Here is a 13,654-nt window from a genome sequence, read left to right as displayed (position 1 = left end):
GAACAGCGCTAGAAATTCCGCCGGAAAAGTGAGAAATTGCTCCTTTATTTTGTTCACCAATTCTCACATTCACTCAATCACGCCTTACCTTGAACTTCGGGATTTGTAAACTGAGTCTGGTGCCGGTGCGCCGGGAGCCATCTGATAAAAGCGAAATGATCTCGCAGTTGGTGTTTGGCGAGTGCTATCAGGTGCTGCAGACCCAGGAGAAGTGGCTCCAGATTCAGAATGCGGCAGATGACTATGAGGGGTGGATTGACTTCAAGCAGCATTTCCCCGTAACAGACACCTACTTTCAGGAGTGGAAAAATGAGAAACACGCCCGCTCCATGGATGTGGTGCAGACCGTGAGCGGCACAGACGGGGTAACCCCTATTGGCCTGGGCAGCGTACTCCCTTTCTTTGACGGCATGACCATTAGGGTAGGAGACGAGAAAATGCTTTACAACGGCCGCGCCACCAACCCCAACCTTCCTTACCGCGAAAATTTTCTGCAGAAGATAGCCCTTCAGTTTAAGAAGCGCCCTACCTGTGGGGCGGGAAATCCATCTTCGGGATAGACTGCTCCGGCTTTGTGCAGCAGGTGTACGGGCTGTGCGGCTACCAGCTTCGGCGGGACGCCTACCAGCAGGTGGTGCACGGGCAGGAGGTGCACTTTGTGGCGCAGTCCAGACCCGGTGACGTCGCCTTTTTTGACAATGACGAAGGCCGCATCATTCACGTGGGCCTGGTGCTGGAAGACCAGAAAATCATTCACGCCTCCGGCGAGGTGCGCATAGACCAGCTGGACCACTACGGCATCTACAACCGGGATGCCAAACGCTATTCCCACAAGCTGCGCATCATCAAACGAATTCTGGAGTAACCTTCGGCGGCTGATTCTCAGGGAGGTATGGCATCTGATGAAGATTTTACGTATCTTACAGGAGCAATCACTGAGCCGGACGCGTTATGAACGAAAAGGTACTCTTACTGAACCAGGATTTCACCGCCATTGCCACCTGCAGCCTGCACAAGGCGTTTGTGCTGCTGTACCTGCAGAAGGCCGAGTTGGTGGCGCAGGACCTTCTGAACGGCCTTCGCACGGTGAGCCACACCTACCCGCGGCCGCTGGTGATCAGGTTGCAGCGTTACGTGCGGGTTCCCTACAAAGGCATTGCGCTCACCCGCCAGAACATCATGCGCCGTGACGGCTACCGCTGCCAGTACTGCGGCGCTTCCAGAAACCTTACCCTGGACCATTTGCTTCCGCGCTCCCGCGGCGGGCAGAGCACCTGGCACAACCTTATTACCGCCTGCTCCCGCTGTAACTCCAAGAAAGGCGACCGTACCCCAGAGGAAGTGCAGATGAAACTGGCCAGAAAACCCTTCAAACCGTCTTTGGTCTCGTTCCTGCGCGAAAGCATACAGGATGTTGACCACGCCTGGATGCCGTATCTGGGGGAGCGGGTGCGGGCATAGGAGTAGTACATTGAATAGATGATATACAATTATTAACCGTTTCATATGTTGAGAAAAGCATTTTTTGTAGTTGTGTTGGCAGCCTTTGTTGCCCCTGTAGCGCTTCAGGCGCAGGATTTCCCAGGCAAGGGTACGCTCAGGGATTTGAGAATCACCAGTTCGCAAGGGGTCAGCGAACCCGTAAAGGCCCTCTTCCTGATTAAAACCGATGCGGGCAATGTACCAGTTTCCCTAACGAGCATTGAGCAGATTGTTCCTGAATGGATTGAAGCCATTGAAGTCATCAAAAACAGTTCTGCCGTAGAGAGATTTGGGGAGAAAGGCCGGGAAGGGGTGGTGCTCATCAAGATCAGACCAGAAAGGGAGCAGCAGGTTCTCCAGATGGTGAAAAAAGGTTAGCCTTAACCTCTGGTGGTGGGCATAAAGTCACAGCTGTACAGCCTCTCGTTACGTACAGCCACTCCTTTCTGTCTGAGAGCTAGCCCCTGCCATCTCACCAGGCTCCTACCAACTTAGCCCTTCCAATCCATAAGGGGTAAGGTGATTTGCCTATGCAAAAAGGCGTAACCTAACGTTCAGCTTAAAGCCATCTCTTACATAGAAGGCTTGTCACCTCTGTTCTGTTTTTGCTGTTTTCATGAAAAACAGGCCAAAAACAGAGGGAACCCCGTCCTGGGCAGATCCCAAAAGCTTGAGCAGGCAGGTAAGAGAAAAGTTTGTCATTTTCCGGAGCAGGGAAGGTGCTGGAACCGCCTGCCCCTGCGCTACGGCAGTTATTGAGAATCTTATCAGTTTCTTGCTGAGAAACAGCGAAAAGCATAACTTTGCCCTGTAAACAGAGCGCCAACTCCCCCTTCAGGCGCTCCCGGCTGTTCAGCCGGAAAGAATTGATACCCATAGCTTTGTGTTTCTGGCTTCTTTTTTTTGAAAACAGGCTGTAAACGTGCTGTGGTGTGGCCGTGCTCTATATTCTATCTAAACCCTTTTGTAAAATGAAAAGATTGCTACTTGTTTTTCTCCTGTTGGGAGCGGTGTGCTCCTATGAGGCTGCTGCCCAAGATGCCAATGCCAAACCAATCAAGGTGAAGCTAGGCAAGACCTCCCTGTCTGTGCACCCAGACGCCACTTACTTTGTGAAACTGGAAGACCGTACCATTGAATTGGAGCAGCTGGCCCTGGACCAGATTGACCAGGCCTGGATTGCCGCCGCTGAGGCCCTGAAACCCGAACAGGCCATGGAAGCGTTTGGCGATAAAGGAGAGTATGGCGTGGTGCTGATCACTTTCACTAAAAAGAACGAGGCTGAGGCGCTAAAACTGATCCAGGACGTGAAGCGCCGGAAAATGTAATTCCGGCTACTGTAGCCAGAGGTTGCCACGTGCGTTTTAGGGCTGTTTTTCTGAAAACAGCCTAAAACGCACGTTTCCTTTTCAGGGACAGGAAGGCTTGCCAGTCAAGGAGTTAGATATTATTTGACCGGTTTAACCGTATTGATTCCCAAAAAATTCGTACCTTCGCGCCGCATTCAAGGCGGATGCCCCGTGTTCTCAGGTGAGGCCATGGGTATGTAACATAAGCTACGCGGGGTTAAGTGGTTCTGTGACTACGCGTTATTTTAGTGAACCAGCATAGAAATATGGCAAATGTAGAAGATTTTGACTGGGGCCAGTACGAGTCTCAGGGTTTCGGTGGAGGTTACTCTGCGGCGCAGAGAGCTGAAATGGAACAAATGTACGCCGACACCCTGAACACCGTTCAGGAAGAGGAAGTAATCACCGGTACGGTGGTGGGTATCACTGACCGTGATGTGATCCTGAACATCGGCTTTAAGTCAGACGGGTTGGTACCTGTTTCAGAATTCCGTGACATGCCGGAGCTGAAGGTGGGTGACACCGTTGAGGTTTTCATTGAAGACCAGGAAGACCCTAACGGTCAGCTGATCCTGTCTCGCAAGAAAGCCAAAATTGTAAAAGCTTGGGAGAAAATCTACGGCGCCCTTGAGAACGACCTGGTTCTGGAAGGTGTGGTGAAACGCAGAACCAAAGGTGGTCTGATCACTGACCTTTACGGCGTAGAGGCCTTCTTGCCAGGTTCTCAGATTGATGTGAAACCTATCCGCGACTTTGATGTGTACGTGGGTAAGAAAATGGAAGTGAAAGTGGTGAAAATCAACGCCGCTTTTGACAACGTAGTAGTTTCGCACAAAGTCCTGATTGAGAAAGATCTGGAGCAGCAGCGTGCCGCTATCCTGAACAACCTTGAAAAAGGTCAGGTGTTGGAAGGTGTGATCAAGAACATGACCAACTTTGGGGTGTTCATTGACCTTGGTGGCGTAGACGGTCTGTTGCACATCACTGATATTTCATGGGGCCGCATCAACCACCCGCAAGAGGTGTTGGAGCTGGACCAGAAAGTAAACGTGGTAGTTCTGGACTTCGACGACGACAAGAAGCGTATTTCTTTGGGCATGAAGCAGCTGACTGCTCACCCATGGGATGCCCTCCCTGCCGAAGTAGAGGTTGGCTCACGCGTACGCGGCAGAATTGTGAACGTAGCAGATTACGGTGCGTTCTTAGAACTGATGCCAGGCGTAGAAGGCTTGATCCACGTATCAGAAATGTCATGGTCTCAGCACCTGCGCAACCCACAAGACTTCATCAAACAAGGTGATGAGATTGAGGCTGTGGTGTTGACCCTTGACAGAGATGAGCGCAAAATGTCTCTGGGCATTAAGCAACTGTCTGAAGATCCTTGGACCAAGCAAGATGTATTGACCAAATATGCCGTGGGTACTAAGCACACAGGTGTGGTTAGAAACCTGACCAACTTTGGTCTGTTCATTGAACTGGAAGAAGGCGTAGACGGTCTGGTACACGTATCTGACTTGTCCTGGACTAAGAAAATCAAACACCCATCTGAGTTTGTGAAAGTTGGTGATAACTTAGACGTAGTGGTTCTGGAGCTGGATGCTTCTGCCCGTCGTCTGGCGTTAGGCCACAAGCAACTGGAAGAAAACCCATGGGATACGTTTGCTACCGTATTCACCATTGGCTCAACCCACAAAGCAACGGTGTTAGAGAAATCTGACCGTGGTGCTACCCTGGAGCTGCCTTACGGTATTGAAGGTTTCGCATTCCCTAAAGGCTTGTCAAAAGAAGACGGTACTGCCGTTGAAGCTGGTGAGCAGTTAGATTTCAAAGTAACTGAGTTCTCTAAAGAAGATCGTAAGATCATCTTGTCGCACACTGCCAGCCACACGGCTCAGCCAGAAGATGCTAAGAAAGCCAAGTTTGCTAAGAAAGACGCTCCTGCCGGTGCCGCCAAAGCTGCTGCCCCTGCTGCTCCTAAGAAAGACGAAGTGCGTTCAACCTTAGGTGACCTGGATGCCCTTTCTGCTTTGAAAGACCAAATGATGGAAAGCGAAAAAGAAGCCGGTGAGAAAAAATTAGCCGCTGCTGCCAAAGCACGTGCTGAGAAATCTGGTGACGCTGACAGCGCTGAGTCTGCTGAATAAGTTCTGAACGGGTTTTTGACCTGTTTTCCTGAAAAGAGCCCCAAAACACGGGGCTCTTTTTTTTGCCCCCCTGCAGCCTCCAGCTTTCATTTAGCCCGTTGCAATTCCAGCAGTTTCTAAAATTGAACTCAGAAAGGCAGATTGGGAAGGAGGGAAGCCTCTTCTGTACAGGCTGATGGTAAGAAGGCAGCATTAGAGAAAGACGGTTTCCTCCTTTAGCAAAGCACTTAGCCAGGTATAGCCAAAAAAAATTAGCTTCTTATCTCTTTGATTCCATGTGATTTAAGGAGCCAGAAGCCTTCTGCGCCCGGGGAAACCGTTAAAAAAATGCCATAAAATTGGCGCAGTAATAGAAAGTGGCTATATTTGCACTCCCAATCACGGTAACGTGGCCGAGTGGCTAGGCAGAGCTCTGCAAAAGCTCGTACAGCGGTTCGAATCCGCTCGTTACCTCAACTAAGGACAGAAACCCCGCTCAGGTATTACCTGAAGCGGGGTTTTCGTTTTTACAGGTTCTCAAACAGGAAATAAATCTCTCAAGCGCCCTTCTCCGCTTGTTGCTAAGAGCTTGTTTACATTTTGATTTTGCAAGCGAAAACGGGGAGCGAAGGGTTCTGGCAAATCGTTTATTGAGCAGCATAGTAGCGTTATGGTGCGATAAAAAGGTGAAGACAGGTTCTTTCGATACCCGTTTGCAGCTTAAAAAACAAATTAATACAAGCTTTAAGAGTCTCCTTGCCCGGTACGCAGCTGGCTGTTGATCTATGCAGGCTATGGGGTTTACGCTTTTTTGAGGGTTCCTTTCCCTGGCACCTTTCCAGATGATTTTAGCCGCCGGTATTGCCTTCCTCTCCCCATGTTTTCCCGTAAGGCAGGGTTCGTTACCTACCTGTCAGCTGTGGGTTAAGTAGTTTCCGCAGGAAGGGTTTGCGGCAACTATCATATCTGTATTTTCGCCAAATCTTTTGCCAAAAATCTACGTAAGCCGAACATCTATTAGCAATGTGATGCTTTTTGAAGCATCTGCCTGTATTGAATTGATAAATTCTTAAACTTAATTGGTTGTCAGAGCTTTACAGGCAAAAGCAACTAAGTACCCCCATTAGAACGCTGACACTGCATGAGTGAGAAAAACACCGGCCAGGAAGAAAAACCGCTTCCGTCATTTGAGTACAGGATTCCCAACGGCACCTTGATCGCCATTGGCGGACGTGAGAATAAAGGAGAAGAACCGGAAACTGGTTCAACCAGTAAGGAGAACCTGAATTTTGTGAGAAATGAGATTCTTGAACGGTTTGTGCAAGAGCTGGAAGGCAAGAATCCCTTGATCGTAGTCATTCCTACGGCCTCCTCCCTACCAGAAGAGGTGGGGCAGGATTACGTGAAGGTCTTTAATAATCTAAAAGTAAACAACGTACAGGTGCTGGACATACGCTCCCGCGAAGACTCCTGCAAGGAGGAGCACCTGGATATGATCAGGAAAGCGGCGGGCGTCATGTTCACCGGGGGCGACCAGCTTCGGCTCACGGCCATCTTTGGCGGTACAGAGATCATGCGCCTGATCAAAGAGCGCTATTTCAAAGAGAAGCTGGTAGTAGCAGGCACCAGTGCCGGTGCGGCCGCTATGTCTACCCAGATGATTTACCAGGGCATGAGCGGCGGCGGTTTCATCAAAGGCTCTGTGAGCATAACGGCCGGCCTGGAGCTGATCAATGACGCCGCCATTGACACGCACTTCATTGCCCGGGGGCGCATGGTGAGAATGGCCCAAATGATTGCCACCAACCCCACGTTTATAGGCATTGGCCTGGAAGAAGACACCGGCATTGTGGTAAAGAAGGGGCGGGAAATAGAGGTGATAGGAAGCGGTTTGGTGGTGATTGTAGACGGCCGCAGCAGCACAGCAACCAACATATACAAGGTGGAGGAAGGCGTTCCAGTCACCATCAGAGACCTTAAAGTCAATTTGCTAGGCAAAGGAGACACGTATACCATGGAAATTTTTTAACACAACTCTCACTGAATTCTATCTTTTGAGTTTCAAGATTTATGAAAATCGCTGAATTGCGCATCATGCGCGGACCAAACTTTTGGTCAGTTAAACACCCGAAGATTATTGTGCTCAAGCTGGACATGGGAGACTATGCTGGTGTTTCTACCGCCCAGATCCCAGATTTTGCGCAGCGGCTGGAAGAAATGTTCCCCGGTATGGTAGAGCACCGCAGTACGGAGGGGCAGGAGGGCGGCTACTTAAAGCGGGTACGGGAAGAGGGCGTGCCGTTAAGCAATGTGGTAGAGCACGTGGCGCTGGAACTGCAGACCTTAGGGGGGATGGAGTGCGGGTTTGGGCGGTCTTATCCGGCCCCGCAGCCGGGGTTTGAGTACGTGGTGTTCTCTTACCAGGAAGAAAAAGCCGGTGAATATGCCGCAGAGGCGGCCATACGCGTGGTGACGGCACTGGCAAAAGGGGAGCAGTATGACATTCAACCAGATGTACTGGAACTGCATGAGATACGGGAAGATGAGCACATTGGCCCCAGTACCTATTCAATTGTCTCAGAGGCCGTAGCCCGCGGTATTCCTTACATCAGGCTCAACAAGCATTCCCTCATCCAGTTGGGGTATGGGGTGCACCAGAAGCGCATTCAGGCCACCATGACCTGCCGTACCGCCGCCTTCGCCACTGAGATTGCCGGTGACAAGAGCGCCACCAAAGACATGCTGCGGGAAGCCGGGGTACCGGTGCCCAAAGGGGAGATAGTGTATTCTGTAGATGAACTGAAGGAGGCGGTAGAGTACCTGGGTTACCCAATTGTGACCAAACCCTTAGACGGCAACCACGGCAAGGGGGCCGGTATCAACCTCAGGTCCTGGGCCGAGGCCATTGCCGGTTTCAAGATGGCGCAGAAATACTCTGATGCCGTGATTGTAGAGCAGTTCATTGAAGGCTATGACTTCCGGATGCTGGTCATCAACAAGAAGTTTGTGGCCGCCGCCAAACGCACGCCCGCCATGGTGGTAGGAGACGGTGTCTCTACCGTACAGGAACTGATCAATAAAGTAAACAGTGACCCAAGACGGGGCGTGGGGCATGAAAAAGTGCTTACCAGAATAACCGTTGACAAAGACACCAAAGGCATTCTGGAAAAGAAGGGCTACACCCTCAAAACTATCCTCGCGGAAGGGGAGGAACTGATGCTGAAGAGCACGGCCAACCTTTCTACCGGAGGCACCGCCACTGACGTCACAGATCTGGTAGACCCCTACAACATTTTAATGGCGGAACGCATTGCCGGCACCATTGGGTTGGACATCTGCGGCATTGACGTGGTTACCTCAGACATAGCCATACCGTTGCCAGAGGCCCGTGGGGCTGTGATAGAGGTTAATGCGGCCCCTGGGTTCAGAATGCACATCTCACCAACAGATGGTCTGCCGCGCAACGTGGCAGAACCGGTCATTGACATGCTGTTTCCCCGTGATTGCCCTTCGCGCATTCCCATCATTGCCGTGACTGGAACCAACGGGAAAACCACCACCTCCCGTTTAATTGCCCACCTGGTGAAATCAAAAGGCTACCACGTAGGCTTCACCACCACAGACGGCATCTACATACAGGACAAGATGCTCCAGAAAGGGGATACCACCGGGGCAAAGAGCACAGAGTTTGTGTTGCGGGACCCAACGGTCAATTTTGCGGTGCTGGAGTGCGCCCGCGGCGGAATGCTACGCTCGGGCCTGGGCTTCCAGAACTGTGACATTGGCATAGTAACCAATGTGGCCGAAGACCATCTGGGGCTGCGCGATATTTACACCTTAGAAGACATGGCCAAGGTGAAGGCCGTCGTTCCCAAGAGTGTGAGCAAAGACGGCTACGCCATTCTAAACGCAGATGATGACCTGGTGTACGAGATGGCCAAAGAGGTAGAGGCAAAGGTGGCTTTCTTCAGCATGGACGAAAACAACCCGCGCATTCTCAAGCATGTGGCCAAAGGCGGCATTGCCGCCGTCTTTGAGAACGGCTTCATTTCCATCTTCAAGAACACCTATAAAATACGGGTTGACCGCGTGGCAGACATCCCATTGACGTTTGGCGGCAGGGCCAGGTTTAACATTGAAAACGTACTGGCGGCCACCCTGGCGGGGTATTTGTCCCATTTTGAGATCAGTGAGATCAAGACCGCGCTGAGAACCTTTATTCCTTCCCCCACCAAGACCCCGGGCCGCATGAACCTCTTCAAGTTCCCCACCTTTGAGGTGCTGGTGGACTATGCCCACAACCCCGCCGGCATGAAAGGCATTGCTGAATTCCTGGAGAATGTAGACGCCCGTAAAAAAGTTGGGATCATTGCCGGGGTAGGGGACCGGCGGGATGAAGACATGGTAGAGCTGGGGAAACTGGCGGCCCAGATGTTTGATGAGGTGATCATACGCCTAGACAAGGACCTGCGGGGCAGAACCGGTGATGAAATCAATAAACACGTGATCAACGGCATTATGCAGGTAGACCCTGAGAAACCGTACCGCATCATTCAGCAGGAGATGAGTGCTATTGCCTACGCGCTGGAGCATGCTGAGCGTAACTCCTTCATCACCATCTTCTCAGAAGACATCTCAGAAGCCATCAAACTCATTGAAAACTTCAAGGTAATCCAAGACCGGAGGGTCTTGGTAGATTAGTGAGTGGAGGCATGGGGTAATCTTTAGAGCTTGTTTAAATTTTGGTCTTCTGGCGAAAAATGGGTGCAAAAGGTTATGGCGAAGCGATTTTTGAGCGGCCTAGCAGCGCTACGGCGCGAGAAAATGGCCAGCTCAGGTTCTTTTTGTTGCCATTTATAAGTACAAAAGACAAGTTTAATCAGGCTCTTAAATGTAAGCATGTGCTCAAATCATATTTCCTGTTTTTGGGCTGTTTTGTGAAAAACAGGCTAAAAACAGGAATAGGTAATCCTGTCAAAATCCCTGTATTGTCCGCCTGTAAGGAAATGGCTGGCGGGTAAGAAACGTTCTTCTTACCCGCCAGCCATTTATTTACAGGAGACATCAACAACAGCGTATTTTAACCTTGAAGCAGTGTAGCGTTTTATATTCAGGTTATGGCGCCAGCGTGGGCTTGTGCATTATGGGAAGCGAAGCCGCTGTTTCCGGGCTGTTTTTGCGAAAGTAGCTTCAAAATGCAGTCAAACACTCGCGCAGGTGCCACGCCATGATTCGTCACTATCCATTCAACCAGGAAAAACCAGAGACAGCTTCATTGACAGCTTGCCGGTTAAACCCCGTTCACCCCTTCCCGCAATACGTATTCAAAAAAGAAGCCCGGAAACATTTTGCGTTTCCGGGCTTCTTTTTGAAAAACAGGGCTAAAACGGTTATTTCAGCGTGAAAGAGGACGTACCAATAAGGTAGCCGCCTGAGTAGAATTCAACGGTATGTTTGCCGGTCTTGTACGGGCTGCCTTTGGAGTACAGGAACGTGACCTGCTGCTGTGAGTTGTCAAAGACCACGTCACGTTTGCTCGTGTAGAAAATCTCTTTGCCTTCGTACTCAAATGTTCCAGAACCGGTGGCCAGGTTGTAGAGGGCAGAGCCGTCTGGCTCAATCAGACGCATCATGATCTCCTTGTTTTCCTTGGGCGCCACCTCGTTTCTGCCAAGCCTGAACGTGAATTTGATCTTGTCTACGCGCTTGGCTTTGTACTCCTCGTCATCGTCTTCTTTCTCTTTGCCTTTGTCATTCAGGATGGTCACCTGAATATGCTGGGCCTCCAGCTTTGAGGCCAGGGCTACTTTTTCCTCCAGTTCCTTGTTGGTAGAAGAAATTCTGCTGATGGAGTCAGACAGCTTGTTCTGGGTGGTCTTCAGGCCCGTCACCTCGGTGAAAAGCTCCTCATTGGCCTCCTGCAGCTTGGCCATCTCCTCGTCCTTTTTCCGGAGGGCCACTTCCAGGTTCTGCGCCCGCTGCTGGAAACGTTTCTGGTCAGCAATGGTGAACGAGCTGTTCCGGAAAGACCGGAGCTGGGCCAGGTCAGAGTTAATAGCGGCTATGCGGGTTTCCAGGGAGTCATTGGCCAGGCCCAGGGACCTCAGTTCGTTGCTCTGGCGCTCAAAATCAGCCTTGAGGGCTTCATAGACTTTGATCTGGTTCTCCAGTTCGGTATTCTTTACTTTAATAATTTCCTTCTGCTCCTCACTCTCCTGCGTCTTCTGCTGCTGCATGTAAATGAGAATACCATTGATGCTGAGCAGTACAATAATAAGGCCTACCACTAAGAGTTTGCGGTTGCTGTCCTTTTCGGGTGTTTCGGTTGCCATTGGGTAATTGGGGTTGGTGAATGGATTTCCGCCATTTCGTATTCTTACAAAAATACGGTTCTATCTATCCTTTGCAAATAACGGGTTAAAATACTTCCTTGGGGCCATGCCTACAGAACAAGACTTAAATGAGGCCTACTGGGCAAACCGGTACCGGCAAAACCAGACCCAGTGGGACGTGGGGGCCGCCACTGAACCGCTCAAGGCGTACATTGACCAGCTCACCCGCAAAGACCAGCGTATCTTACTGGCGGGCGGCGGAAATGGTTACGAAGCCGAGTATCTGCACCAGCAGGGGTTCACGCAGGTCTTCCTGCTGGACTTTGCGGCTGAGCCCTTGGCCAACTTTCAGCGCCGGGTGCCTGACTTCCCGCGGGAGCACCTCCTGCGGCAGGATTTCTTTTCCATAACGCCGCACCGGTTTGATTTGGTATTGGAGCAGACCTTCTTCTGCGCCCTGCCCAGAAGCCGGCGTGCGCAGTATGCCCGCCAGGTGTTTGATTTACTGGTACCTGACGGTAAGCTGGCTGGGGTTCTTTTTTCTAAGGAATTTGAGAAAGAGGGGCCACCTTACGGCGGAACCGCTCTGGAGTACCAGGCGTATTTTGAGCCGTATTTCAGGTTCAGGCACTTTGCACCCTGCTACAATTCTATCAAACCTAGACAGGGGCGGGAATTGTTTATAGTGCTGGAGCGGCGGGAGCGCATGCAGTTTCTGGCGTGAGATTCTAGAATTTGCTTAATTTTGGCCAAAGGCCGAAGACATGCCACTGGGAGCGGCACAACAGCTGCCGCCGGTATTTCTGTTTTTGGGCTGTTTTTCTGAAAACAGGCCTAAAACAGCTTTTAACTCTTCTGCCATACCATAACTTCGTAACGTATTTTGACCATGACTATTTCCATCCCTAAACTACAACATACAGACAGCGGCAACTTCTTTCTGATGGCGGGCCCGTGCGCCATTGAGGGCGAGGAGATGGCATTGGAGATTGCCGGTGAGCTGGTGCGAATCTCTAACCGGCTGCGCATCCCGTTGATTTTCAAAGGTTCTTACCGCAAAGCAAACCGTTCCCGCCGTGACTCGTTCACCGGCATTGGCGACGAGAAGGCGCTGAAGATCCTGGCCAAAGTGAGCGAGACCTTCGGGATCCCCACCGTGACCGACATCCATGAGAGCCATGAGGCGTCCATGGCCGCCGAGTACGTTGATGTGCTGCAGATCCCCGCGTTCCTCTGCCGCCAGACAGACTTGTTGATTGCCGCCGCTGAGACCGGCAAAGTGGTGAACATCAAAAAAGGCCAGTTCCTGTCTGGGGAGTCCATGAAATTTGCCGTGGAGAAAGTGCGGGACTCCGGCAACAACAACGTGATTCTGACCGACCGCGGCAACAGCTTCGGGTATTCTGATCTGGTGGTGGACTTCCGGAATATTCCGGCCATGCGGGAAAACCAGGTGCCGGTGGTCATGGATGTGACGCACTCCTTGCAGCAGCCTAACCAAACCTCTGGCGTAACCGGCGGCCGCCCCGCCCTGATTGAGACCATTGCCAAAGCGGCCATTGCCGTTGGCGCAGACGGTTTGTTTATTGAAACGCACCCAACGCCCGCCACTGCCAAGTCAGACGGAGCCAACATGCTGCAGCTGTCTAACCTGGAAGGTCTGCTGGAGCGTCTGGTAAGAATCAGGGAAGCTATCCTTTAGAGGGGAATCCCTGTTTTGGGGCTGTTTTTCTGAAAACAGCCCCAAAACAGGGGGAATCCTTTTCTTTTATACTATTTCTGTGTCTTCTTTGGCGCAAGCATTTGTTTGTGACCACGGGTTTCTGATAAGGAGTGCGTGGTCACCAGCAAATGCTTGCGCCATTTTTATTAAAAGACATTTAGTTAAAAACGCAGCGTGAAATGCTGCTTGGGCTGGTTGGTCCGGAAGAAAACGAGGCCCATGTAGAAGAGGTCTACTGTGAGCAGCACTTGCGGGTGCTGCTTTATTTTTTGCCAGGCTTGGGCCATTTCAGCAGACCAGTAGATGTCATCAAAGATGAAGACGCTGCCTTCATGGGCTTTGGGCAGACACAAATCAAAGTAGCGGAGAGTAGGTTCCAGACGGTGGTTGCCGTCAAAGAACACAAAGTCCAGCTGCTCTATCTGTTCAAGGGTTTGGGGCAGCGTCTGGTCCATATTGCCTTCCACCAGCCGCACGTTCTGCAGCCCCAGGTACTGCATGTTTCTCCTGGCCTGGGCCGCAATGGCTGGGCATCCCTCCAGGGTGTAGAGGTTTGCCTTTTCCCTGGCCAGACCCAGATAGCCGGTGGTGAGGCCAAGGGAGGTGCCCAGTTCCAGAACAGTGGCGGGTTGAAAATGGTTGGCC

15 protein-coding genes and 1 tRNA gene are annotated in these 13,654 nt (G+C 51.3%); 12 read left to right on the top strand and 4 right to left on the bottom strand.

What is annotated here, in order from left to right:
* The first annotated feature begins 89 nt into the window (after nt 1–89).
* The 4 genes from A8O25_RS23700 to A8O25_RS04365 all read left to right on the top strand — a co-directional run bounded on the left by A8O25_RS23700 (nt 90) and on the right by A8O25_RS04365 (nt 1,860).
* Nucleotides 90–560, top strand: coding sequence for an SH3 domain-containing protein (locus A8O25_RS23700; RefSeq protein ID WP_153042588.1), 471 nt, complete (start codon nt 90–92; stop codon nt 558–560).
* A gap of 14 nt (nt 561–574) precedes the next feature.
* On the top strand, nt 575–865 hold the full coding sequence (locus A8O25_RS23695; protein ID WP_241498931.1) for a C40 family peptidase: 291 nt from the start codon (nt 575–577) through the stop codon (nt 863–865).
* A gap of 86 nt (nt 866–951) precedes the next feature.
* Nucleotides 952–1,461, top strand: coding sequence for an HNH endonuclease (locus tag A8O25_RS04370; protein ID WP_066831371.1), 510 nt, complete (start codon nt 952–954; stop codon nt 1,459–1,461).
* 45 nt (nt 1,462–1,506) lie between these two features.
* The gene (locus tag A8O25_RS04365; RefSeq protein ID WP_066831369.1) at nt 1,507–1,860 is read left to right on the top strand and encodes a hypothetical protein; all 354 of its coding nucleotides are present in this window, start codon (nt 1,507–1,509) and stop codon (nt 1,858–1,860) included.
* Nucleotides 1,861–2,041: 181 nt separating this feature from the next.
* Here A8O25_RS04365 and A8O25_RS22860 read toward each other — a convergent pair whose 3' ends face one another.
* Nucleotides 2,042–2,359: a hypothetical protein gene (locus tag A8O25_RS22860; RefSeq protein ID WP_153042587.1), complete on the bottom strand. Its 318-nt coding sequence runs from the start codon at nt 2,357–2,359 to the stop codon at nt 2,042–2,044.
* A 94-nt stretch (nt 2,360–2,453) separates the two neighbouring features.
* Between A8O25_RS22860 and A8O25_RS04355 the strand changes: the two genes are divergently transcribed.
* The 6 genes from A8O25_RS04355 (at nt 2,454) to A8O25_RS04330 (ending at nt 9,975) form a co-directional block, all read left to right on the top strand.
* On the top strand, nt 2,454–2,810 hold the full coding sequence (locus A8O25_RS04355) for a hypothetical protein (protein ID WP_153042586.1): 357 nt from the start codon (nt 2,454–2,456) through the stop codon (nt 2,808–2,810).
* A gap of 287 nt (nt 2,811–3,097) precedes the next feature.
* The gene (gene rpsA, locus A8O25_RS04350) at nt 3,098–4,975 is read left to right on the top strand and encodes a 30S ribosomal protein S1 (RefSeq protein ID WP_066831363.1); all 1,878 of its coding nucleotides are present in this window, start codon (nt 3,098–3,100) and stop codon (nt 4,973–4,975) included.
* Nucleotides 4,976–5,357: 382 nt separating this feature from the next.
* Nucleotides 5,358–5,428, top strand: a tRNA-Cys gene (locus A8O25_RS04345).
* Nucleotides 5,429–6,095: 667 nt separating this feature from the next.
* Nucleotides 6,096–6,983: a cyanophycinase gene (locus tag A8O25_RS04340; RefSeq protein WP_066831361.1), complete on the top strand. Its 888-nt coding sequence runs from the start codon at nt 6,096–6,098 to the stop codon at nt 6,981–6,983.
* A gap of 41 nt (nt 6,984–7,024) precedes the next feature.
* A complete protein-coding gene (cphA, locus tag A8O25_RS04335) occupies nt 7,025–9,655 on the top strand; it encodes a cyanophycin synthetase (protein WP_066831359.1) in 2,631 nt (876 codons plus the stop codon).
* 59 nt (nt 9,656–9,714) lie between these two features.
* A complete protein-coding gene (locus A8O25_RS04330; RefSeq protein ID WP_066831357.1) occupies nt 9,715–9,975 on the top strand; it encodes a hypothetical protein in 261 nt (86 codons plus the stop codon).
* 369 nt (nt 9,976–10,344) lie between these two features.
* Here A8O25_RS04330 and A8O25_RS04325 read toward each other — a convergent pair whose 3' ends face one another.
* Nucleotides 10,345–11,286: a hypothetical protein gene (locus A8O25_RS04325; RefSeq protein ID WP_066831354.1), complete on the bottom strand. Its 942-nt coding sequence runs from the start codon at nt 11,284–11,286 to the stop codon at nt 10,345–10,347.
* A 106-nt stretch (nt 11,287–11,392) separates the two neighbouring features.
* Between A8O25_RS04325 and A8O25_RS04320 the strand changes: the two genes are divergently transcribed.
* Nucleotides 11,393–12,010 (top strand): methyltransferase, encoded by a 618-nt coding sequence (locus tag A8O25_RS04320; protein ID WP_066831352.1) that lies wholly within the window; start codon nt 11,393–11,395, stop codon nt 12,008–12,010.
* Between the two features lie 15 nt (nt 12,011–12,025).
* Here the strand turns inward: A8O25_RS04320 and A8O25_RS24030 are convergent, their stop codons facing one another.
* Nucleotides 12,026–12,148 (bottom strand): hypothetical protein, encoded by a 123-nt coding sequence (locus A8O25_RS24030; protein ID WP_277620005.1) that lies wholly within the window; start codon nt 12,146–12,148, stop codon nt 12,026–12,028.
* 27 nt (nt 12,149–12,175) lie between these two features.
* On the opposite strand from A8O25_RS24030, the gene kdsA reads away from it, so the two are divergent.
* Nucleotides 12,176–12,988: a 3-deoxy-8-phosphooctulonate synthase gene (gene kdsA / locus A8O25_RS04315; RefSeq protein ID WP_066831350.1), complete on the top strand. Its 813-nt coding sequence runs from the start codon at nt 12,176–12,178 to the stop codon at nt 12,986–12,988.
* Between the two features lie 182 nt (nt 12,989–13,170).
* Here kdsA and A8O25_RS04310 read toward each other — a convergent pair.
* Nucleotides 13,171–13,654, bottom strand: a 484-nt coding sequence (locus tag A8O25_RS04310; RefSeq protein ID WP_161947693.1) for an O-methyltransferase, incomplete at its 5' end; no start/stop codon positions are given.

Origin of the sequence: Rufibacter ruber (assembly GCF_001647275.1) — a bacterium.
Classification (GTDB): domain Bacteria; phylum Bacteroidota; class Bacteroidia; order Cytophagales; family Hymenobacteraceae; genus Nibribacter; species Nibribacter ruber_C.
Note: the sequence above shows the minus strand (reverse complement) of the source record. Positions and strands in the feature narration are given on the sequence as shown.

Coding starts and splice junctions, on each gene's coding strand:
- A8O25_RS04370 (WP_066831371.1), top strand. CDS start 952: ATGAACGAAAAGGTACTCTTACTGAACCAGGATTTCACCGCCATTGCC.
- A8O25_RS04365 (WP_066831369.1), top strand. CDS start 1,507: ATGTTGAGAAAAGCATTTTTTGTAGTTGTGTTGGCAGCCTTTGTTGCC.
- A8O25_RS22860 (WP_153042587.1), bottom strand. CDS start 2,359: ATGGGTATCAATTCTTTCCGGCTGAACAGCCGGGAGCGCCTGAAGGGG.
- A8O25_RS04355 (WP_153042586.1), top strand. CDS start 2,454: ATGAAAAGATTGCTACTTGTTTTTCTCCTGTTGGGAGCGGTGTGCTCC.
- rpsA (WP_066831363.1), top strand. CDS start 3,098: ATGGCAAATGTAGAAGATTTTGACTGGGGCCAGTACGAGTCTCAGGGT.
- A8O25_RS04340 (WP_066831361.1), top strand. CDS start 6,096: ATGAGTGAGAAAAACACCGGCCAGGAAGAAAAACCGCTTCCGTCATTT.
- cphA (WP_066831359.1), top strand. CDS start 7,025: ATGAAAATCGCTGAATTGCGCATCATGCGCGGACCAAACTTTTGGTCA.
- A8O25_RS04330 (WP_066831357.1), top strand. CDS start 9,715: ATGGGTGCAAAAGGTTATGGCGAAGCGATTTTTGAGCGGCCTAGCAGC.
- A8O25_RS04325 (WP_066831354.1), bottom strand. CDS start 11,286: ATGGCAACCGAAACACCCGAAAAGGACAGCAACCGCAAACTCTTAGTG.
- A8O25_RS04320 (WP_066831352.1), top strand. CDS start 11,393: ATGCCTACAGAACAAGACTTAAATGAGGCCTACTGGGCAAACCGGTAC.
- A8O25_RS24030 (WP_277620005.1), bottom strand. CDS start 12,148: ATGGCAGAAGAGTTAAAAGCTGTTTTAGGCCTGTTTTCAGAAAAACAG.
- kdsA (WP_066831350.1), top strand. CDS start 12,176: ATGACTATTTCCATCCCTAAACTACAACATACAGACAGCGGCAACTTC.